The following is a 23,737-nucleotide window of genomic DNA, read 5'->3' on the forward strand; positions in this document are numbered from 1 at the left end:
GTGTTAGGCAATTGTCATCTAGATCAATGGTATCAACCTAGCTGCTCCTCTATACTAATCCATTGATAGGATTATTTTTAAGGGGGAGTTGGCGTGAGGTTTTTTGAAATGCTGCTATTCTTTTCAAGTGCTTGTTTGTTGGCACTCCTGTTCATTATCAATCAACGTATTCGAAAACCAGCTTTGCTCCTGACAAGCGGAGCAGGCTCCATTTTTTTAGTGATACATTTGCTTGTCGAAGGATACAGGGTTCAGCTTTTATTTTTATACGGATTTACGATCCTGATGCTTATGCTCTCACTTATAGACGTTTTCATAACGCTGAAAGTCGTTCGGACTGCCTCGCGAATCCGTAGGGTGCTGGGCCGCCTTTTTATCGTGATTGGGCTAATCGCAACGGGGTGCTTCCTCTATGTGTTTCCCGTATTCGACTTTCCGGCGCCAACCGGCGAGTTGAAGGTAGGTACGCAAGTCTTTCATTTCATCGATCCAAGCCGGGAGGAGACATTTGGCAAAACCACGACAGGCAAAAGGGAATTGATGGTTCAGGTATGGTATCCAGCTCAAGCTGGCATCGGCAAGTATGCTCCCTTTATTCCCGAAACCCAGATTTTACGTTATATGGCCGCGGACTATGGCCTTCCCGGGTTTACTTTTCAACACCTGAAGTACGTACCCAGTCATGCTTATTCGGGGGCCGAAGTCTCTTGGGCACAGACTTCATACCCGCTGATCCTTGCGAATCCCGGCAACGGCTCTTCCAGGTACCTCCACACGTCGCAAGCCGAAAATCTCGCGAGTCATGGATATATCGTGGCAGTGATCGACCACACCTACAATACATTTGCAACCGAGTTTCCGGACGGGCGAATCACGACCAGCACAACCAACGACTTATTCTCGCCCGACCATGATTACCAGACGAGTAGAGGAAATCGCGACAAGTTGGGACAAGTTTTAACCGGCGATGTGGCGTTTGCGCTGGACCAATTCGAGCTCATCCAATCGGGACAGATTCCAAGTCATCTAAAAGGGAGAATTGATCTTGGTCATGTCGGGGTGTTCGGTCATTCCATCGGCGGAGCGACGGCCTATGACGCTTCTTACGATCCGCGAATCGCGGTTGGAATAGACCTTGATGGAGGGCTTTATCGACTGCGTGACAGAGAGGGTCTGCGAAAGCCGTTTTTGTTCATCAACTCGGAAAGCTATTTCGAAAAATTAAAAATGGTGATGGATAACCGGGTCTACACGGATGCAGAGCTTAACCATATGGGCTCAACAAGAGAGTGGGAGGATCAAGTAACGGAAGATAAAAAGTTGGAGCTTGAACGGATGCGCGAAACGGTCGACGAAGGAGGACAAGTCCTCTATATCGAAAATACGGAGCATTTGAATTTTGCCGACGTACAGTTCATTTCTCCGATTTTCAAAATGCTGGGCATTACAGGAAAGATTGCGCCCGAAAGAGCGAACTCCGTTATCAATGCCTATATGCTGGATTTCTTCGATAGGTATCTGAAAAATCAAGGCGGAATCTTAATGAAAGGACCGGATAGCCGCTTTCCGGAGGTGAAGTTCGTAACCTCGCTATTATAAATTACGGAACAGGCTACCGATTTTGATATGCTCCCCTTCAAGTAGACAGGTTTAATAAATAAACCGCTACTTGAAGGGGAGTTTTCCTTTGTCTAAGAAGAACGAATACAATGCGATTGAGAAACTAGCCATCATACAGGAGTTAAAAGCAGGACAGAGCAGCCGTGTGGAAGTAGCAAAAAACATAACATCAGCGTTACCACCTTAGTAAAATGGCTACTACTTCTTCCTTGCCTGTAGGCCATTGAAATCTGCCACGTTCTAGGCTGCGATGGTAAAGCCAGAACCCATTGTGATCCCAATATAGAATTTTGAGCTTGTTGCATGCCCGGTTACAGAATACGAATAAGCCGGAGGAGAACGGATTCAGACCAAAGCTTTCCTGAACGATGGCAGCAAGTCCGTCGATCGACTTGCGCAGATCGGTGGAACCACAAGCAAGAAACACACGCTGATGCTTGGAAAGGTCAGCATGGTGAAGTAAGCGCGTGAATCACTTCGCGCAAAAGCATTGGGTCAAAGCGGGAATGAAGCTCGATACTGGCTTCACCGATATGAAGGATTAGAGAAGGAGAAACGCTGCCAGGTGGATCTACAGTGGCAAGAGGTACAAACTGTACGGGAGAAGTCTTTGGATCTGGAGTAGCTGAGGATGATACCGCTTTATTTTGTACAGCAATATTTCAATTGTTCGACAGAACAATGATTTGCGGAGCACCAAGCTTTCATCGTGAGGCCACTTGCCCGATAGGCTACGATACGTGTGTGCCAATCTTGTCTGCGTTGTTCTTTGGCATTCATGAGTTACCCTCCGTATTCAGGTTAATCTCATGATCTCATAGCTAGGTTAGTAGTTGAAGGTATGGAGAGTTTGACTCTTAGCCTGTTACTGTATCTTTGCCTGTATATTGACCTGCTCCTCAAAGTGAAAAATAATATATAATATTTCACACCATGTAAATATACATTTTATACTAAAATCATATATAGTTTAGGAAGGATAGATATGTTTCTGCTACTAAATCCGAAGGGGTGTAAAAAAGAAATGCTAAAGCGTATTCAAAATCTTTTCGTTATCCCTAACTACCCATTGTTCATGATCTGCATGTTATTGCAAGGCATGGCTATATCCATCAGCGCACCTTTTTTAGCTGTATATTTTACAAGTACACTTGGCGTATCTGTGGGAACCTTTGGTGTGTTTACAGCGGTGACTTTGATTTGTGGCATATGGATAAGCTCTCTGATTGCCAAACGTTCTGATACCGGATTAGATCGTAAACAAATTTTGGTGATTTGTACGTTATTTAATGCCGTAGCATTTGCAGGATATCTTGTAATCCAAAATTTTTATGTACTTTTTGTTTATATGACGATCTTTACGGCCATTGGTGCTCCTGGGATGCCGCAGTTATTTGCCAGTGCACGTGAAGCAGTAGATCGCAGTAAATCTGCGGATCACGCCTTTGCTAATTCAACGCTTCGGTCTATGTTTTCTCTTGGCTTTATTACCGGGCCGCTTTTTGGTTCCTTTTTGATTGCACATACGGGCTTTAAAGGTATCTTTATGGGAACGACCTCTATTTTTGTTCTCATTGCTGTTCTTTTATTCTTTTTTATCCAGCAGCCTCCCGCTCAGCTTAAACATAAGAATCAACTTTCACTTCATAACATTACATTACATAAAAATATTGAGATTCTGATCCCCTTTTTAGTTCTTACTCTGCTCTATACGTCTCACTGGATGAACAGTTTAAATATTTCTTTGTTCATCATTCACAATTTAAAAGGTGACACGAGTGACGTTGCTCTAGTATCCAGTATTTGCGCCATTTTAGAAATCCCCTTGATGCTCATGCTAGGCGTACTAGCAGCTAAATACTCTAACCGTTTGCTTGTATTTTTAGGGGCATTAACAGGAGTTGTCTATTATATCCTTGTTATTATGTCTACGGAGATGTGGCAGCTATTCGTGGGGCAACTTCTTCTAGCCTTTTTTGTTGCAGTGATTTCTGCCATTGGCATTAGTTACATGCAGGATTTGTTGCCCTCTCTTCCAGGGTACGCATCGACGCTATATTCCAATGCGACAACCATCGGAAGACTGGTAGGGAGCTTGATGGGCGGATTAACCGCTCAATGGATTGGTTACCGAAACACCTATTGGGTATGTTTGGCCCTAATCATCTGCTCCCTTGGTCTCCTGGCAATTTCGAAGAAATTAGAGTTTGAAAAATCTGCTGCTTTAAAAGAAAGGAATCACAGTATATAGACTGCGCTTATTTTTCTATGGTGGAGAAATGACTCATAATTGTATCTGCAGCATGTCTATACCCACCAGCCTGGCGTAATGATTCGCCGATCACATGAGCCTGTTCTTTATAGGTTGGATGACTCAATACCTCTAATAAGGCAGCTCTCAAACTAGCGGGTGTAAGCTCATTTTTATCCACAACAACACCCGCTCCCAGTTCCTGCACCCGACTGGCTACGATCGGCTGATCCGATGTTAAAGGAATCATGACCTGCGGTACATTGTAATATAGGGCTTCACTTGTACTGTTCATCCCCGCATGTGTAACAAAAGCGTCCACATGCTGAAGCATTTCCAATTGCGGAATATAAGGCTTGATTATAAAATTGTCAGGGATACACGGGGCCAATGGCTCCATGTCTGTATAATTGCCTGAAGACAGCACAAACTGCACAGGCAAATCGCGAAATGCTGCAAAACAAAGCTTATAAAATTCCAAGTCTTTATTCAAAATAGTACCCATTGAAATGTAAACCGCCTGTGGATGCAGAACACGAAGTTGTTCGAACGGGAAAGATGGAGCATCTTTCCGCGGTACAATAGAAGGACCTGTAAAAATAAAACTGTGATCCAGTTTTTCGGCTTGCGGTTGAAAATAGCGGCTTGTATAAACTATTCTTAAGCGCCCGCCATGAGGAGCAATCTCTTCTATAGCCGGAGCGTCAACCTGAAGCTCATTAGCTAGTTGATGCGTTATTTGCATCGTAGCCGTGTACAACTTTTTTACCTCCGGATCATTGTCATTCATGCCTTGCCCCGATCCCAATGGCTCTACGAAAGCAAAAGAAGCGATGGAGCACACAGCAGGGATTCCTAGCTTCTCTGCAATAATCGTGCCTCCCCAGCCCATCAAAGAATCATAGATTAAATAATCATAGGTTCTGTTTTCAATAACTCTCAAAACCTCTGGAATAATCGGAAGAATCATACCTTTTACCATCATGTACACAAATTGATAATGATGTTTGTATTCTGCTGGCTTTAAATCAGAGTCTTTAGAAAAAGCATCATCAACAAAAGGGTAGGTGATCATCTGTGCTCCTGTCTGTTGAATTCTCGTACGATATTCTTCCGTACACACATAGTCAACATCCTCCCCACTGTCTACCAACCTTTTCACTAATCCTAGTGTCGGATTAACATGGCCTTCAGCAGGCGTGATCACTACTAACACACGTGCCATACCTTACACCTCCAAATCAATAATAAATTACAATTTGAAATAAATGCACTTTTAACATAGCAAACATTTACCATATAAACAAGTATTTTCAACACCGAAAATTAAGTATGTATCCTCTACTCAAACTATAGAAATAAGCGAGGCTGAACGCTAGAAGCGCTTGCCCCGCTTAACCATTGAACATCAAATTTAAAGACGCCAATCCCAATGGTCTGTCCCGCTCAGAACAGCTTCAACGGTGTACTGGCTTGCTTCATCGGCGGTAAGCTGTTTGGCCCAAGGTACACGCCCGCTACTTTCCGCACCTGGCCCAAAGTTGTCAAACTCTCCAAATCTTGCGGTCTGCTCATTGGATTCCTTGCCCCAATTGTTCCAGCCGCCCGGCTTGATATGGTCATCCATATAGGTCTTCAAAAAAGTAACATGAGCGTAAGGGCGCCATGGCCGTCCGAGATCCACCTTGCCTGTCAAGCCATTTTCTGTTGTCAGCCGACATTGAATAAATACAAAGCCCGGCTTGTTCTCTTCTGTTGAAGCTGCTGTCACATATCCAGCACGCAGGCTGTGTATGATCGAATTATCAAACACGGCAGGTGCATTGCCAAATATAAAATCTACACTGCCACTGATGTAGCTGTCCTTGAAATACTGTCTGCCACGGTTCACAAGCAACGTATCCTGTAGGCCGGTAATTTTGACATTGTGATACTTACCACGATCGCCTTCGGCATATAACGCTACAGCCTGCACCTGCCCAGTTCCTTCTGTATTGGCAACCGTGACATTCTCCAACACAAAATCGGGACTTTGCACACGCATTGTATAGCTGTTGCTTGTTCCTAATTCTTTTCCGTCCACCACGGTTTTGGCCGTATCATCAAAAGAAATGATCGTTTTGTCGCGATCTTCTCCGATAATGCTCAGATTTTTTTTGGAGGAATTCACCTTTATTTTTTCACGATACGTACCGTTTTTGAGATGGATAACTGTCCTTGTGTTGCTGTCGTCAGGGACTGCGTCAATAGCTGCCTGAAGAGATCTAAAGTCAGCAGGGCCATAGGTTGCTACCACCACACTAGTGGGATGAGTTCCTCCTGAGTCTGTCAGGTTGCGGATGGTGACATTGCTGAATTCCGAAGTATTGTAATTCCATACATCGTTTTGTTGTTTGGATGCATCGGTAGCCAACCCGATCAATAGCGGCTGATTATCCGGCACATCTATAACAGTTTCACCAACCTTCTCCCAGTTCGCCACACCATCTGCGGATACCCAGCCGGTAACCTTTTGTCCTTGTCGTACAAGACGAACCGAATATGGCGTTGTAATAAAAGCCTCCATTGACGCACGTTTCGTCTTACCATCCGTTTGATCACGACTGATAAGAATACCCTGTTTGCCATATTTAACAAATGCTAAAGACATAAAAGCCATTTTTGATCCAGGCTTCAGCGATTCACGAATCATTACACCCGCTTCGGCATTATCATCCACCGGGGTAATTTGTTCCACACGGGCTGTGATCTCAGTGTCACCTTCCCATTTTTGATAAGCATAATGGAAAATATCTGCCTTACCGTCAACGTCTCCCGCTGACTTCAGTCGTATGCTCCTACCGCTTGCATCTTCTTTTAAGACCTGAGTATGCCCTTTTATATAACCATCGTTGCCCTCAGAGCCAATCTCTTCGCTGAGCCAACTTCCCGATGGCGCAGTCGTATTGACGTGAATGGTAACAGGATTGGAAAATACAGCAGTCCCCTTGCGGTCGGTCACCCGTACAATAATATTGTGGGTACCGTCTGTTACATGATTCCAATCGAGATGATAAGGTGCGGTCTCTACTTTACCAACAAGTTTGCCATCAATGATAAATTCAACGTGAGCAATACCATCTTTGTCCTTGGCTGTTGCTGTTATGGTCGCATCCCGGCCTGCTTCCAAAATATCGTTATGCTTTAGTGAACGTCCGTTTGCATCCGACACCTGAACGACGGCCTCTGGATTATCCACCTCATTTCCATTCGACAGCTTCTCAATAAGATCATTTAAATAGACCTCAAGATTCGTATAACCCTTGGCAAAATGAGCATACGCCCCTGTGCCGGCAAGCCCCTGACCGTTACGGTCATCTGCATTATTGGGGTCCAGCCCATTGGCACGTTCCCATTCATCCGGCATTCCATCATGGTCACTGTCAGAAAGCTCCGTAGTCGTTACGTTATAATCGTCATAAATCCACCCTGCTTCACGCGGAGAGTTAATAAACGCACCCGTTCCATTCTTCACATCATTCATAATTCGAGCGTCCACCGCATCTCTTCTTGGCAGCGTGGCTCCTGAGCCGGCAAGCACCTCAGTATATGCGGTTTGTGCATCTGTCGCTTGATATGGACCATACGCATCTGGTGAGATTCCGTTGTCGTATTCCCCTCTAACTTCAATCGGCTCCGCCAAACGGGTGGAAGGATCAATAATTGACCCAATGGATGTTCCAAGCTGCCAGTTGTCTTTTGTAACCGAGTCATTGCCGTACATGTAGTTACCACCAATAAAGATGCGTGTTTTATATTTTTTACTACCCACGTCCACAAAGATTTGACCGCGAACGTCCTGATATGTGTTGGGGCCATACTTATAATAGTTATTTAGCACATTATACGATCCTTCACCGCCGCCGTACGAAGAGAAAAATCCCCAGTTATAAATGACATTATTGGTCATTTCCACAGCGTCGATTTGTTTTTTATCGGTTGGAAAACGCGGATTACGGCTTGCATTGTGAGCCAACAAGTTATGATGATAGGTGGAATTCCGTCCGCCCCATATGCCGCCATAGCCGTGGCGACCTTTCTGGTGCGTAGTCATTAGCATACTCTCGGACGCAATGGACCATTGTACCGTTGTATTGACGTTGTCATACAGGCTCAGTACCTCATCCACCGACCAGCTAAAGGAACAGTGATCAATCATTATGTTTTTATGGTATCTGGCCCCTAACGCGTCATCCTCACTGGGGTAACGGTCGGTCAATCGGAAACGCAGGTAACGGAGAATGACGTTATCTGCATCAATCCCTGTTGTGTAATCGCTTACAGTTATGCCGTCGCCAGGAGCTGTCTGACCAGCAACCGTCAGGTTGTTTCCCAAGATTTTAAGTGGCTCCTTGAGATGAATCGTTCCACCCACCCGGAATACGACCGTCCGATTATCGGAGCTGACCGCTGCGCGAAGAGATCCGGGTATTATCTGTTCCCCTTTGCCGTAGTCTGCCAGCGTGGTGACCTCATACACTTCACCTCCGCGTCCACCAGTAACATATTTACCGCCACCCTCAGCCCCCGGAAACGCCGGAATATCCGTCGCCACTTTTGCCACCTTTGCGATCTCTGTTCCTACCGCAGTCTCCGCTTGGATTAGTGGTGGGCACAAGGTCAACAACAATGAACCCACAACCACATTACATAGCACCTTTTTCCATGTACGCTGCTTGCTCATATTCTGTTTCCTCCCTAAGATTTTCTTCCACATCAGCGCATATTTTTATAAAAACACGATCCGAGACGTTCAGAAGCGCCTTCACCTCCTTTCATCAATCTTTTCTGCTTTTATCATTGGCAGGTTGTCATATATACTGTTGGTATATGAATGCGCTTACTTATCTTAATTTGTAAAGGAAGAAGCACATGAATGAAATGAAAGAAGATAAATATGTCATTGGAGAACAACAATTCTCCATTCATCACATCTATCGTACCGGTTTCACAGTTATGCCCCGGCCTCATGTCCACGAGAACTATGAGCTGTATCTCTTACTGCGAGGCGAACGCATCTATTTTATGAATGGCAAGGTATACACCGCTCGCAAGGGGGATCTGATATTCATCCTTCCTCATGACTTGCACTCTACCGCCAGTACGCAATTGCAGGAAACAGAGCGCATCTTGATTCATTTTTCTCCGACGTTTCTCCCACAGCAGGATCATGACATTCTTGACCTGCCGCCGTATCAGCAATCCGCGTTGCTTCGCTTACCTGCGAGAGAGCAAGTGGAGGTTGAACGTTTATTCCTACAGATGAATACCGAATGCAGGAATAAGCAGCCTCTGCATGACCGTTGCGTACAGCATTTACTGCTGGAAATGCTGATCCTGGTGCACCGATCGGAAGCGATCGAGCGTAGTGAACCTGTTTCCTCTCATCCCATGCATCAGAAAATCACGGAAATTTCTTCTTTTATTCAGGATCATTACAATGAACCGTTAACTCTCGAACAAGTGGCCGCCTGCTTTTTCATTAGTCCAGCGTACCTAAGCCGTATCTTTCTAAAGTTGACTGGTTTTCATTTCAGCGAATACATCCGCGTAGTGAGGGTCAGGGCGGCCCAAACCAGACTTCGAACCACCAAGGACAAAATCCAGCATATTGCAGAGGATGTCGGGTTCGGTCATGCTTCCCACTTTAATAAAATCTTCAAAAAAATAACTGGGCTCTCCCCTCTTCAGTACCGCAAGCAGGTTCGGTAGATATTCAGTGTAAAGAATTAGACGCCGATTTTATACCTCCGCTCTTGTCTTGTTTTTCCATTTTTATATCCACTTGCTCTTTCATGGAACTAAAGACAAGCCACTTTGGAATAAGTAAAATGCACAAAAAAAACCATACTTCGCTGCAATGCATGCAACGAAGTATGGCTATTACATAGTCATTCTACATCTTTAAAATTATAAATTACTCTTTCTATGACCTTTATCGCAATGCTTTAATATCCTGAATTAGCAATTCAACATTTTCTTTCTTCGTTGCCCAACTGGTACAGAATCGAACAGCACTATGTGCATCATCAACCTTTTCCCAAAAGGAGTAAGTATATTTTTCACTCAATGCCTTTAGTATACGATCTGGTAAAATCGGAAACTGCTGATTGGTTGTAGAACGGTATTGAAAAGAAAACCCTTGCTCAGATAATCCGTTTTGAAGCAGCATGGCCATATCTATGGCGTGTTTGGAAATTTCAACGTATAAACCGTCTTCAAACAAAGTTTCGAATTGAATGCCCAACATTCTTCCCTTAGCCAGCAGCCCTCCTTTTTGCTTGATCATATATCGAAAATCTTTTTTCAATGTACCATTTAGAATGACTACTGCTTCTCCCATCAAGGCTCCAATTTTGGTTCCACCAATATAAAATACATCGCATAGCTTCGCTATATCTGCTAAAGATACATCGCTATCTTCGGCCACCAAGCCATAACCTAATCGGGCTCCATCTATAAACAGTGGTAAACCACACTCTCGACAGACTCTACTTAATGCCTCCAGCTCTGATTTACTATAGATCGTTCCATTTTCAGTAGGTTGGGAAATATAAACCATACCGGGCTGTACACTATGCTCAGGAGCGGCATCATTCCAGTGAGCGTCATACAAATCTTGTACCTGCTCGGCCCGGATCTTCCCATCCCCGCTTGGCAAAGTAAGTATTTTATGTCCAGTAGCTTCAATTGCTCCGGTTTCATGAACAGCAACATGTCCAGAAACTGCCGCAACGACGCCTTGATGTGGACGCAGAATAGAAGAAATGACGGTGGTATTGGTCTGTGTACCTCCAACCAAAAAGTGTACATCCGCATTTGGGGAGTCACATGCTTCTTTAATATATGCTCTGGCTTTTTCACAATGATCGTCCACACCATAACCTGGAGTTTGTTCATCATTAGTCTCCAGTAGTCGCTTTAATATGCGCTCATGGGCACCTTCGGTATAGTCGCATTCAAATCGTATCATTCTGTATCCTCTCCAAATTATCCAATTTCTTCTGAATTAACAACATAGAAGCATGTAATTCCTTTATCTCTTCTTCTGAAAGTCCTTGAACTAATTTTAGAATTTGTTCATCAGACCTTTCATTCAGTTGGTTATAGAACTCCTTTCCTTTAGGAGTCAAACGAATCAGATTTGTTCTATTATCCAACGTTGAATTTTCCTTAACAAGAAAGCCCTCTTTGCAAAATTTAGCAATGATCCTACTCATATAGCTGCGATCAATTTTAAGAGATTCGACAAGAGTATTCGCAATACATGGCTCGATCAACCCGATCTCTATAATGACACGGGCCTCGGTAAAGGAATATCCGCTATCCAGCACATGTCTATCTAAAACACCCAGTATATTCGTATAGAACCGATTAAAACGCCTCATATCCGCTATCATATTAGCATTTATATTGATCATAACTCCCCCAATTTAGTGGACTTTTGCAACAATTATAGTAATGATTTTTGTGGACTATGTCAATGAAATAATAATCACAAAAGAAAAATCGTACATTAAGACACTCGTCTAATGTACGATTTCATAATAATAAGGAAAAATGAAGTATATTCTTTTCTATATTTACCTACAAGGTCATTGAGCTATCGCTATTTATAGCCTTTTCCTTCTTATGCTTCCGTTTCAGCTTCAGATGAGCTACGACCATATAAAGAGTCGGAACTACAAACAACGTTAAAATGGTTGAAAAAATCAGTCCGAATATAATGGTCGCTGCCAATGGCTTGAATAGAATTTCTCCCATCGTAGCAATCGGTATCATTCCGACGATCGCAGTTAGCGAGGTGAGCAAGATCGGACGGAAACGGGCAGAGCATGCCATTAAGATGGCTTCTGTTAATTCTGCGCCTTCACGCCGCGCATCTTCAATAAACTCGATCAATACAATACCATTGCGCACGACGATACCGGCAAGTGAAATGATACCCATAATACTCATAAAACCAATTGGCATACCTGTAATAAAGCTACCAAGCACTCCTCCTGCTGCTGCCAGGTACACAGTCGTCATTATAATGATCGGTGTGGAAACCGAGTAAAACTGCATGGTGATCAAGAGCAGAATGAGAAAAACAACGATAACGGCTAATTTGCCTAAATCCTTAAACAAATCGGTCTGCGTAGATGTTTCCCCGTCCATTTCCCAAGTGTACCCCGAATCGAAATGTGTACTTGTAAGCTTGCTACGGATGTCCTGGGTGAGCTCCGTAGCCGTACGCCCTTTTGCATTGGCGGAGATCGTTACCGTCCGTTCCAAATCATAGCGGTGGATTTGCTGAATGGAAAAGTCCGGTTTCATCGTTGCTAACTGGGATAACGGGATCTGCTCTCCTCCCGCATTAGTGACACTTAGCTGTTGGAATAACACCTCAGGATCATGGTTAGGTTTATCCATGTACATATTGATATCCAGCAGTTCCTTACCCGTGTCAAAATCCGTGACCTTCACTCCGTCACCCATTAGCAACAAAGTGCGGGTTAAGTTGGAATAGTTGACCTGATATTTATCCAAGGCCTGCTGGTTGACTTGAAAATTCAAATTATAGCTTTGCATCCCCATATTATCGGTCACATCTACAGCTCCAGAAGTTCCCGCAACAATTTCTTTTATTTTTGTGGTCATCGTTTGCAACTTTCCAAGGTCTTCTCCTTTAATACGGACAGATACTGCACTACCGACTGGGATGCCTAATTGAGGAACACGTATACTTATTAATGCTGCTGGATATTTGGCTTGCAGCGTACTTGTCCAGCTGTCCACTGTTTTTTTGATATCAAAGACTCCCTCTTTACCAACAACAGTAAGTTGTCCGTGTACCGCTCCCACGGAGCCACTACCAGCTACTATATCGCTGTACATTTGAGGTGCTCCACCACCTGCCGTTGCTGCCAAATGTTCGGTTTCTGGCTGCTTTTTAACCCAGTTCTCAATCTCGGTTATAACCTGATTGGTTGCCTGCAACGACGTTCCTTCTGGCATCGTTACGTTGATTGTGGCATCCGGTTGGTCCGATTCAGGAAATAATTGAATGGGCACAATAGCAAGCAGTCCATAAGCTGCCGTACCAATCATAAGACCAATAAGCGCAGTGAAAAGTGGTCGACGCAGTATTCTCGGCATCCAGTTTTTAGCGTATACATTAGAGAGGGACTGAATTTGATTGCCAAGAAGCCCTGGAGGCTTGGTCGGTTTGCTACGTTCTTTACCTTTATGACGGTTATCGTACCATTGACGGAAAATAGGAATGATCGTAAGCGACATAATCATGGAGGCCAGCATCGTTAACGAAATAACGGTAGGGATCGGTTTAATAAAGTCTCCCATATTGCCCGGTAGAAATAAAAGCGGGGCAAATGCTGCAACCGTAGCCAGCGTGGCTGTAATGATCGATAAGGATACTTCTTTCGTTCCTTTAATTGCCGCCTCCGTAGCATCTTCCCCAAATTCAGAGCGTCGGCGTTCAATGTTGTCGTTTACCACAACGGCATCATCAACCAGTATCCCCAGTACGATGATTAATCCGATGACTGAAATTTGATTCAGCGTCGTTCCTGTCATCGGCAAGACAATAAAACCGATGGCAATAGAAACAGGGATAGCCAAGGCCACAAATGCAGAGGTCAGCAAGTTCAAACCTAATGTACAAATCACAATAACCGATGCAATAGCAATCATCATCTCTTTGGAGAGATTACCAAATATTTCACTTACACGGTCATTTTGAGCGAAAAGTAGTTCAAAATGTACATCCTTAGGTAAACTACTCGCAAGTTCGTTGATTTTGGCTGTTGCCGCTTTGGATACCGTTGGTACGTCTGTGCCTTTATCTCCACTCAAACTGATTGAAATAGCAGGCTTGGTATTCACATACGTATAACTCCCCGTTTTTTTTAAAACAAGCGAGGCTGAACCTATATCCTTCAAGGATATAGGGAACCCTTCTTCGTTGCTTGAAATCTGAACATTATTTAAAACATTGGGATCAGTTGAAGCATCTACTGTCAACTGATACGTACGCTGATTGAAATCCAGACTTCCTGTAGGCACTCTATCGTTTTCATTTTTAATGGCTTGAACGACCTGTTCCCAGGAGATGTCATATTGCTGCATTTTTTGAGTGTTCAGGCTTATCCGTACTTCTTGTTCTGGAATTCCTTGAATATTAACTTTTGAAATTCCTGAGACCGTTTTTAATTGATCTTTCCATTTATTCATCAATTCATTTAACGCATATAAATTTTCAACTTTATCAGAAGTGATTGCGTATGACCCGATGAAGGAGCCTGCCATACTATCATTGATAATGGGCTGCATCGCATCGTCCGGAAGTTCAGACTGCGCATCCTGTACCTTTGTACGAAGATCGGCCCACACTTTTGTCGGATTTGCCTCATCCAAAGCTTCTATACTTATACTAGATTGGCCCTTAGATGAAGTGGAAGAAATAGTTTTGACACCCTCCACTTCTTTAATTTTCTGTTCCAATATCTTCGTAATGGTTTGTTCGATTCTTTCAGGTGAGGCCCCTGGATACACAGTTGTGACACTGGCTGACATAGGAATAACGTCGGGCATCTCCTGTTTAGGTAACGATGCAAAATTGTAAATCCCTAGCAAAATACACATGCCAAAGAAAATAAGTGTGATTTTCTGCTTTTTAACGATATATTTAATCATTCGGACGACTCCTCCGATTTCCCAAGTACATCATTCCCAATTAAATCACCATTAAATAAGGTTCCTGCTCCTTGCGTAACGATTTGATCGCCTGCCTGTAGCCCAGAGACCACTTCGAGTAGATTATTAGTCACTTTCCCCAGTTTAATCGCGGCTTTTACGGCCTTTCCATTCACAACTTTAAAGACATACGGGTCATTTTCCGTACTAATTACAGCCTCTACGGGTACTAAAAGCGCTTCGTTTTGATTCATGCTTTTAGAAGCACTAATGACTTGACCAGGCTTCCAATTCAGTTCAGGATTGGGAATGCTAACTTCCACATTGATGCTTCCCGTTTTGGAGTTAGTCGATGGATAGATCTGGGTAACAGTCCCTGTTCTAATTTCATCATAGAGAGACATATTTACTTTTTGGTTTTTCTTCCAAGATAAGATTTCACTGTCCGGTACGGGGAGGAGTACTTTTAAAGTCTTGATATTCCCGACAACAAATGCCTCACTCCCGCTGGAGCCCAGTTGACCATCAGATATCTTTTTTTCAATCACAACACCTGTGATCGGGGAGGTTAAAGTAGCTTTTTTCAGTGACAAGGATGACTGTTCATAAGCAGCCAATGCATCCTCATAGGTAGCCTGCGCCTGGGCTTTGCTGGCTATCCCTTGTTGCCTAGTAGCCCTAGCTGACTCCAGCCCTGCTCTGGCCTGATCTACCCCAGCCGAAGCTTGTGCACGTTGTTCTTGGGATGCCCCTGCAAGCAAAAGAGACAATTTCTCTTGCGCATCACTTAAACTTTCTTGTGCGTTCGTTAATTCCAGCTGTGCATTCTCATTTTCCGTTAAGGATACTGCACCTGCCTGGAATAGACTTTGGGACCGTGCGGCATCCGCTTTCTTCTTGTTGTAATTATTAGTTGCTACAGTAACCGCATTTTGAGACTGTGCAATCTCCTGCTTTTTGGCGCCATTGTTCAATTCCTGTAATTTGGATTGGGCCGCATTGACCTGGGATTGTGAACTATGAATGCCCGCCTGTGCCGATTGAACAGAAGCCTCCGCTTGGCTAACACCAGCCTTTGCCTTTTCCATGGTTGCCTTTGCCCGATCCAGCTGTAACTGATAAGCAGATGTATCTAACTTCGCAAGGACACTCCCTTTTTCTACTGAATCTCCAACCTCGACCATGGTGTTCAATATACGTCCATCCGCTTCAAAGGAAACATTGGCCTCATTACTTGCCTGCAATGTCCCCGCCAAATTAAAATCATTGGCCAAAGGTTTCATTGCAAGTTTCTCCACTTTTACCGGGTGACTGGCTTGTGTTACAGAGTTCTCCGTTGCACTGGAGCAACCAGAAGCTACTATAGCTAATACAACCCCTGCAATCATTATTCTGATTCCTTTTCTCTTCAACTAATGTCATCCTCTCTGATTCTCTCTTCTAAAGGTGCTATCAGCAACCCGTGGGTCAAGTAAACTTTTTCATCCTTTTTTCATGTTATAACAATGAACAAACAAAAAAATCGTACAAAGGGGCAAGCACCTTATGTACGACTGGGCAAATAAATAACATATTTTCAGTTATTATTTCTAAAGCTGTAAAATACCACGTTCCAACGAAACAGCAACAGCTTCGGATCTGGAATCAACACCAAGCTTGTTATAAATATTCGTTAAATGTGCCTTTACGGTACGCTCGGAAATTCCCATATCAAACGCAATTTCCTTACTTTTATAACCATGTGCAACAGACTTTAATATGTGCTTTTCCTTATCAGTCAGAACTAAGTTTCTTTCGTGTGACTCTATCTCAGCTTCTCTCTTATTCGTGGCAGCGAATACCCTTGCTGTTATCTCTGGCTGAAGCAGCGTTTCCCCCCTTAGCGCAGACTCAATAGTGCGAAATAAATTTTCTCGACTGGTATCTTTTAATAAATATCCTTTTGCTCCCAAAGAGAGCCCCTTAATCATTAAATCATCTTCGTTATAGGTCGTCAGGATAATGACTGGTGTTTCATTTTGTTTTTCTCTGAGGGCTTTCATGGTTTCCAAACCACTCATTTGTGGCATATATAAATCCAACAATATGACATGCGGCTGAAGTTCTTCAATCAATTTAAGAGCCGTTACACCTTCTCCGGCTTCACCAATAACCTCATAACTGTCATTGGTCTCCAGCACCAGCTTTAATCCTTCTCTAACTACCCAATGATCGTCGACAATTAAAATCTTGTATTTCATGATAGGTCTCCTTTAGTAAGAGGCGCCTCTATTTTTATAGCTGTACCTTCTTGAAATATACTGCTAATATTGATTTTTCCACCCAGTATCCGTACACGTTCATGTATACCTATTATTCCGTAATGCCCTGTTTGCTTGGCAATAATATCCGTATCAAATCCTTTTCCATCATCGCGAATCTCGATTTCAATCTTGCCTTCGTTATCTAAAATATTAATCCATACGGTATTAGCATGTGAATGCTTCGCTACGTTGGTTAAACACTCGCTTATAATAAACAATCCATGTTCGAACACCAGTCTGGGAACTGAAGCTTTAATTTTGATGTTGCGTATTACACGAATGCTCGTAGCCATTGTAAATCGCTGTATTTCTTCCTCCACTGCTTCTGCAAAATCAACTTCCGAGATGGTTTTCGAACGCAGATTGTCTATAGCTCGCCTTGAATCAGACAATGTTCTTCGCACTTGTGACATCGATTGTTGGACGATCTCCTGAGCTCTTTGCGTACTTCCTTTTGTCAGATGGGCATCAATGGCTTCAAGTTGCATGATTAGCCCAGCAAGCCCTTGAGCCAGCGTATCATGAAGATCACGGGCCATACGTTGTCGTTCGTTAGCAATTGTAAGTTCTTCGACCTTTTGATGTGCAATTTCAAGTTCTTTAAGAACGTTTTGCGTTCGGATTCGTGCTTTGACTTGTTTGAGAAAAAGAACGGCATAAGCTACTATAACAACTGCAATTAGAAAAAACAGCGGGATGAACAACACAAATTGCTTGCCATCATTATGCCAGACCACAGCCACACAAAAAAGTACATAGGAGATCAAAAATACAAGAATAACCTTAAGCGGCTTGTAATAAATGCCTATACTCTGACCCACCAAAACTGGCATTAACCCAACCAGTACAATGGAGAAACTTTCAGGTAGAAGAAATGCACTTGAAAAGATCAATCCCCCTTGCACAACAAAATAAGCCCATGAAAAATATTTTGCAACTCTTTGAGCATGCAAGTACAAGAGGATGTGCAATATGATGATTACAGTGAATAAGACACTTTGCGGCAGATTTAGACCGCTGGACAAATGTTGAAGAATGACAGACTCACTATAAATTATAAAAATCCATATTATAGTTAACACTTTTGAAATATCTTTCTTCTCAAATTCACCTTCACTTTCACTTATTTCTGGATCTAGATTTTGAATCTGTTCATTGAATACATCAATCATAATTCCCTCCTACAATTCTGAATTCGGCTTTTCAACTTATTAGAGACAACGCCGCTATGAGAGCGCCTGGTCCATTTAGTTTGAACAGAAATCATTTATATATTATTTTACAAAAAAACAAAAAGAAAAAAACGTACACATGGGCAATATCATTTGTACGTTTGGGCATTAAATACTATTTGCTTTTTAAGAATCATCTTCATTTCGGTATAAAAGCTTAATGCTGACTCTCCTCTGCACGTTACCTGCAGCTTCATTGTCTTCAGCAATCACCTGCCACTGTCTGCCGATGAGCCCTTGTAAAGTATCAATTTCGATAGGATCAAGATACAGATTTTTCAACGTGATCCCATCTTGCTCATAATCGCGATCTAGGGCTCGATCCAAACGAAAATAAAGCAGCCTTTTCAATCCATTGATGTGTAAAAACTTAAATTCATAACCACTAAGGATCGCTTCTTCCCACTCGTCTCCTATGTCTTCTGCCGTTTGACAACGTTCTTTGAAATCCATTGTTTTTTCTTTAACCTTGTCGAGCAAAGGAGTGAAATCCTGTTTTTTGATACATTCAATGATGACGTCTTTTGGTTCACCACTCGTACATAAGTTCTCGATCAGAAAGGCCACTGGGATGGACAATTTCACTTTACTCATTGGAGTATACTCCTTTACTCAAGTAGGAATTGAACCAAGCCACCACTTGTTCAAAGTTATCCACACGAAGGGACGGTTTACCGCTCTTTAGCAATGAATGATTGGACCCGGGATATCGAATGAGGCGTGTTATTTTACCCAACCGCTTAAGAGCCGTAAACAACTCATCCCCTTGGCTAACAGGACAGCGCAGGTCTTCCTCGCCGTGTAAAATCAGCAACGGAGTTTCAATGCTATTTACATGTGCCAATGGGGATTTGAACCAGAGTAGCTCAGGATCTTCCCACGGGTTAGCCCCAACGATTCCCTCTGTGTAGGAAATACCAATATCGCTCAAGCCATAGAAGGAGAGCCAGTTGGAGATGCAGCGTTGCGTAACGGCAGCTCGAAATCGGTTCGTGTGAGAAATGATCCAGTTGGTCATCAGGCCGCCATAACTGCCGCCAGCCACCCCGAGCCTGGTTTCATCTATACAATCAAACTGGTTCAGCGCAAAGTCCAAGGCGTCCAGCAGATCACGATAATCTCCTCCCCCAAAGTCCCCCCGGCAGGCCTGAGCAAAATCCTGACCATAACCAAAGCTACCGCGCGGATTGGTCATGAGCACGGCATATCCCTGCGCAAGGAGCGTCTGCATTTCATGGCTATACGTGCCGGTATACATCGCATGGGGTCCGCCGTGAATTTGTAAGATCAAAGGAACCTGATCCCCCGGTACCATTCCGGCCGGTTTGAAAATCCATCCTTGTACCTTGAAGCCATCCGAAGCCTCAAACCAAAACGTCTCTGGTGAACTCACTTGCAAGGAAGCCATATGATCGTCGTTATGGTGCGTAAGTCGCTTCTCTTCCCCTGTCTCCAGATTCATTTGATACAGCTCGCCTGGCCGGTCCACATCAAGTGCAGCAAAAACCAAATAGCGGCCGTCATCAGATAGCGTGTACTGATAGATATCTCTATCACTTCCGCCAGTCACCGCTTGAACATCCCCGTCCATTGTGATGCGGTATATATGAACAGCACCCTGCAACGTCCCGAGCACATACATTTCTGGCTTCAATCGTGCAGGAGCATATAACGGAGATGGAGACGGACCAAATGATTTCATATCGCTTAAGGCGAAGTTGCCGATTTTCATGTCTAATTCAGGAACCAATAGTTCCGGGGCTCCCCCCGTAACAGGCACGGTGTATAGTCGATTCTGGCTACCACTTCCATAAATGCGATCACTGGCGATTAGAGTCAAAGATTTGCCGTCTGGGGCATACGAAAATTGGCTAATCGCCAAGCTGGAATCCGTAACTTTCACCAGATTACCGCCGTCGCAATCGATCGTATACACATCCGAAAACGAAAGCATGTCTGCATCCTTCATGTCGTCGTCTACACGTTTGGACAAGAAGGAAATCTGCTTGCTGTCCGTGGACCATACAGGGTAAGATGCATTCCAAGGTCCCGACGTTATTGGCGTGATCCGGCCGTTTTCAAGCTCCAATACATATAAATGACTAAATAGACCATTCCACCAGCCCGATCCTTCAGCTTTGGGAGTGGTGCGATCCACGATACGTCCCCGCTCACCGGATTGCTTGCTATATTCCTCAAGCCCCATGGCTTCCCGCTCAGCGTGTATACTCACCATACTTGTGAATACAATATACTTTCCGTCCGGTGACCAGACGAATGCACCCACTCCCCGCTTCACCTCCGTCTGCTGCTGTCCCTCTCCACCTTCAGCCGGAACCGTCCATAGCTGTTTGCTTCCATTCGCCAGACGTAAAAAAGCTAGCTGTAATCCATCGGGTGACCAAGCTGGAGCCGAATCCTTGTGGCCACCGGTCAACGGCTGATCGTCGTTCCCAAGAAGGGATGCGACACGGATGTGTGTTTGGTAGTCATTCTTTGGGCGATCTATGCTTTTATTGACGTAGGCAATCGTTCCATCGGGGCTTATTGTGGGATCACTGATCCACTGATATCCGTACAAATCCTCCGGTACAATTGATCGTTTATTCATGAGTAGCCTCCTTTTTTTGGTTAACGCCTACTTCCAAAATTTCATCTATTCGTGAGCCACCTGCTCATGCAGGGGAAAATGACAGGCAGCAATATGTCCTGGAGTATGCTCTTCGAGCAATGGACTCTGTAGTCGGCATATCTCTTGTGCATAGGGGCAACGCGTGTGAAAAGTACAGCCCGAAGGCGGATTGGCAGGATTGGGGATTTCCCCCGTCAATGTGATCCGTTCTTTACGCAGCCTCGGATCAGGAACAGGCACTGCCTCAAGCAATGCTTTTGTATACGGATGTTGCGGTCTTGCAAACAACTCGTCACGATCTGCAAGCTCCACGATTTTGCCCAAGTACATCACCGCGATGCGGTCGCTAATATGCTTGACGGAGGGCAACCCGTGGGCAATAAAAATGTAGGTAAGCTGGAACTGCTGCTGAAGCTCCTTTAACAAATTCAAAATCTGAGCCTGAATTGACACATCCAGCGCGGATACAGGTTCATCACAAACAATGAGCTTCGGTTTCATAGCCAGTGCTCTCGCTATGCCAATCCGTTGACGCTGCCCGCCACTGAATTCATGGGGATGCCGATCCGCTAAATGCGCGCCTAACCCTACCGTTTCCAACAGTCGAAAAACTTCAGCTTTAAGCTCCTTGCCTCTAGCAATCCCGTGTACCTGCAGCGGTTCCGCGACGATATCAAAAACCTTCATTCTTGGATTTAAAGAGGAATACGGGTCTTGAAATACAAATTGCAAATCTCGTCTGACTTTGCGGACTTCTTCGTCCGTTAAATCAGACAGGCTTTGCCCTTGAAAACGAATTTCGCCTGCCGTGGGTTCTAGCAGTTGTGTAATCATTTGTCCTGTTGTTGATTTGCCACACCCCGATTCCCCTACAATACCTAAGGTTTCTCCTGGCATCACCTTAAAGCTCAAATCATCAACCGCCCGTACATAACCGCTCTTTCTGGAAAACCAGCCCTTGTTCATCGGAAAATATTTCTTAAGCCCATTCACTTCGAGAAGCGGTGTTTTCTGTGTTGTCTCGTTCATACTGACACCTCCTCCATCCGCAAACATCTGACATAGTGTCCTGGATTCTTGGCCTGTATTTCAGGATGAATCCTTGTGCACTGTTCCTGGGCATAAGGACAGCGGGGATGAAATGGACAACCACTCGGCATCTGCATCATATTAGGAACGGTACCGGGAATGGAATCCAGCCATTCCCTCTGTTCCGTAAGCTTAGGGAGTGATCCTAGCAGTCCGATCGTATAGGGATGGCCCGGCTTTTCGAACAATTCAAATACGTCCGCTTCCTCGACTACTTCCCCGGCATACATCACGACTACCCGGTCAGCCATTTCCGCGACGACACCTAAATCGTGGGTAATAAGAATGATGCCTGTATTCTCTTCCTTGCTCAGCTTGTGGATTAAATTCAAAATTTGAGCCTGTATCGTTACATCCAGGGCCGTCGTCGGCTCATCAGCGATGAGCAGTTTTGGCTGGCAGGCCAAGGCCATTGCGATCATCACCCGCTGACGCATTCCTCCCGACAACTGATGTGGGAAATAACCTACCACTTTCGACGCGCCAGGTATACCTACCCTTTCCAGCATCTCTATACTTTTCTGCCGTGCTTCGGGTTTGCTCAGCTTCTGATGCTGCCGGATGACCTCACTGATTTGGTTGCCAATCGTAAATACAGGATTCAACGAACTCATTGGCTCCTGAAAAATCATGGATACCTCGTTTCCCCGATATTTGCGCATTTCTCCCTTGGACAATTGGAGCAAGTCTCGTCCTTCAAGCAGAATCTCCCCGCCCACGACTTTACCTGGTGCTGCCACTAAACCCATAATAGACAAGGAGGTTACACTTTTACCGGAACCGGACTCTCCAACAATAGCTACTGTTTCGCCTGGATTCACAGTGAAGCTGACACCGTTGACCGAAGGAACGATGCCATCCTCCGTTTTAAAGTAGGTTTTCAAATGATTCACTTCAAGCAATCTCGTGGTCATCTTTTCCGATCCCCCGCTTTCTGTTATTCTTTCGCTTTCATATGGGGATCTAACACGTCGCGAAGCCAGTCACCGAGAAAAATGACGCCCAGGACTGTGATGGTAATCGCCAGACCGGGAAACGTTGCCACCCACCAGCTCGTGGCTATATACTGTCTCCCATCGCTCAGCATGCCACCCCAGGACACTGCCGGCGGTGTAATCCCTAACCCGAGAAAACTAAGAGAAGCTTCCATAATAATCGTCGTTGCTACATTCATACCGGAAATGACGATAAACGAAGACAGGACATTCGGTAAAATGTGCTTCAACAAAATCCTACTATTTTTAGAGCCAATCGCCTTGGCTGCTTTAACAAAGTCTCGTTCCTTGATACTCAATACCTCGCCCCGGACAACCCTCGTATAAGAAACCCAATTTGTAACGCCAATGACGAAAATGAGCGTAGTCATGCCAGGCCCTACAACGGCCAAGACAACCAGCATCAGCAGAATAGCCGGAATAGCCAAAAAGGCGTCGGCAACCCTCATTATGGTGGCATCCACCCATCTACCATAAAACCCGGCGAGGAGGCCGAGGATTGCGCCAATGGTGCCTGAGACCAGAACTGCACCAATACCGACGATAAGCGAAACTCTCGCTCCATATACGATACGACTCCACATATCTCGTCCTAGGTTATCTGTACCAAGCCAATGTTTCGGCAATCCACCATCCAGCCACATAGGCGGCTTCAGACGGTTAAGCGGGTCAATTTCCGCAGGACTGTGACTGGCCAGCATAGGGGCACATAATGCCGTTAAACTAACGAGCAGTAAGATTACTGCGCCGACTGTTCCGGTTTTACTTCGTAACAGTTGCTTCCATATGCGTCCGATACCGGACGGTTGTGTCTGCTTTTTGCCATCCAGGTTTAGATCTGGACCAAGGGCTTGTACATCATGAATGCCTGCCACGCT

The 23,737-nt window shown here is 44.5% G+C and carries 17 protein-coding genes; 3 read left to right on the plus strand and 14 right to left on the minus strand.

The window, feature by feature from the left end; genetic code table 11:
• The first annotated feature begins 93 nt into the window (after positions 1–93).
• Entirely contained in the window at positions 94–1,599 is a 1,506-nt protein-coding gene (locus BM358_RS21060; RefSeq protein ID WP_023990408.1) for an alpha/beta hydrolase family protein, read from the plus strand.
• A 196-nt stretch (positions 1,600–1,795) separates the two neighbouring features.
• On the opposite strand, the gene tnpB is transcribed toward BM358_RS21060, so the two are convergent.
• The gene (gene tnpB, locus BM358_RS21065; protein WP_081819224.1) at positions 1,796–2,047 is read right to left on the minus strand and encodes an IS66 family insertion sequence element accessory protein TnpB; all 252 of its coding nucleotides are present in this window, start codon (positions 2,045–2,047) and stop codon (positions 1,796–1,798) included.
• Positions 2,048–2,644: 597 nt separating this feature from the next.
• Here tnpB and BM358_RS21075 point away from each other — a divergent pair.
• A complete protein-coding gene (locus BM358_RS21075) occupies positions 2,645–3,871 on the plus strand; it encodes a sugar efflux transporter (RefSeq protein ID WP_023990409.1) in 1,227 nt (408 codons plus the stop codon).
• 7 nt (positions 3,872–3,878) lie between these two features.
• On the opposite strand, the gene BM358_RS21080 is transcribed toward BM358_RS21075, so the two are convergent.
• Together BM358_RS21080 and BM358_RS21085 are read right to left on the minus strand one after the other, a co-directional pair.
• Positions 3,879–5,096, minus strand: coding sequence for a macrolide family glycosyltransferase (locus BM358_RS21080; protein WP_028541772.1), 1,218 nt, complete (start codon positions 5,094–5,096; stop codon positions 3,879–3,881).
• A 189-nt stretch (positions 5,097–5,285) separates the two neighbouring features.
• On the minus strand, positions 5,286–8,594 hold the full coding sequence (locus BM358_RS21085; RefSeq protein WP_028541771.1) for a pectinesterase family protein: 3,309 nt from the start codon (positions 8,592–8,594) through the stop codon (positions 5,286–5,288).
• A 188-nt stretch (positions 8,595–8,782) separates the two neighbouring features.
• Between BM358_RS21085 and BM358_RS21090 the strand changes: the two genes are divergently transcribed.
• Positions 8,783–9,622, plus strand: a complete 840-nt coding sequence (locus BM358_RS21090) for a helix-turn-helix transcriptional regulator (protein ID WP_023990412.1) — start codon at positions 8,783–8,785, stop codon at positions 9,620–9,622.
• 223 nt (positions 9,623–9,845) lie between these two features.
• Here BM358_RS21090 and BM358_RS21095 read toward each other — a convergent pair whose 3' ends face one another.
• The 11 genes from BM358_RS21095 to BM358_RS21145 form a co-directional block, all read right to left on the minus strand.
• Complete coding sequence (locus BM358_RS21095; protein ID WP_028541770.1) at positions 9,846–10,883, minus strand: threonine aldolase family protein; 1,038 nt, start codon at positions 10,881–10,883, stop codon at positions 9,846–9,848.
• Positions 10,870–11,331, minus strand: a complete 462-nt coding sequence (locus tag BM358_RS21100) for a MarR family winged helix-turn-helix transcriptional regulator (protein WP_028541769.1) — start codon at positions 11,329–11,331, stop codon at positions 10,870–10,872. The genes BM358_RS21095 and BM358_RS21100 overlap by 14 nt, the downstream gene beginning before the upstream one ends.
• Before the next feature lie 166 nt (positions 11,332–11,497).
• Complete coding sequence (locus BM358_RS21105) at positions 11,498–14,608, minus strand: efflux RND transporter permease subunit (RefSeq protein WP_023990415.1); 3,111 nt, start codon at positions 14,606–14,608, stop codon at positions 11,498–11,500.
• Positions 14,605–15,996 (minus strand): efflux RND transporter periplasmic adaptor subunit, encoded by a 1,392-nt coding sequence (locus BM358_RS21110; protein WP_028541768.1) that lies wholly within the window; start codon positions 15,994–15,996, stop codon positions 14,605–14,607. Before BM358_RS21110 ends, BM358_RS21105 begins: the two co-directional genes overlap by 4 nt.
• 201 nt (positions 15,997–16,197) lie before the next feature.
• On the minus strand, positions 16,198–16,848 hold the full coding sequence (locus BM358_RS21115; RefSeq protein ID WP_023990417.1) for a response regulator: 651 nt from the start codon (positions 16,846–16,848) through the stop codon (positions 16,198–16,200).
• Positions 16,845–18,083, minus strand: a complete 1,239-nt coding sequence (locus BM358_RS21120) for a sensor histidine kinase (protein WP_028541767.1) — start codon at positions 18,081–18,083, stop codon at positions 16,845–16,847. Before BM358_RS21120 ends, BM358_RS21115 begins: the two co-directional genes overlap by 4 nt.
• A 186-nt stretch (positions 18,084–18,269) precedes the next feature.
• Positions 18,270–18,737: a hypothetical protein gene (locus tag BM358_RS21125; protein WP_028541766.1), complete on the minus strand. Its 468-nt coding sequence runs from the start codon at positions 18,735–18,737 to the stop codon at positions 18,270–18,272.
• A complete protein-coding gene (locus tag BM358_RS21130; protein WP_028541765.1) occupies positions 18,730–20,754 on the minus strand; it encodes a S9 family peptidase in 2,025 nt (674 codons plus the stop codon). Before BM358_RS21130 ends, BM358_RS21125 begins: the two co-directional genes overlap by 8 nt.
• 45 nt (positions 20,755–20,799) lie before the next feature.
• Positions 20,800–21,804, minus strand: coding sequence for an ABC transporter ATP-binding protein (locus BM358_RS21135; protein WP_028541764.1), 1,005 nt, complete (start codon positions 21,802–21,804; stop codon positions 20,800–20,802).
• A complete protein-coding gene (locus BM358_RS21140) occupies positions 21,801–22,778 on the minus strand; it encodes an ABC transporter ATP-binding protein (protein WP_023990421.1) in 978 nt (325 codons plus the stop codon). The genes BM358_RS21135 and BM358_RS21140 overlap by 4 nt, the downstream gene beginning before the upstream one ends.
• 23 nt (positions 22,779–22,801) lie before the next feature.
• Positions 22,802–23,734, minus strand: a complete 933-nt coding sequence (locus BM358_RS21145; protein WP_028541763.1) for an ABC transporter permease — start codon at positions 23,732–23,734, stop codon at positions 22,802–22,804.
• Positions 23,735–23,737: the final 3 nt, after the last annotated feature.

This window comes from Paenibacillus sp. cl130, from assembly GCF_900116035.1.
Classification (GTDB): Bacteria; Bacillota; Bacilli; order Paenibacillales; family Paenibacillaceae; genus Paenibacillus; species Paenibacillus polymyxa_B.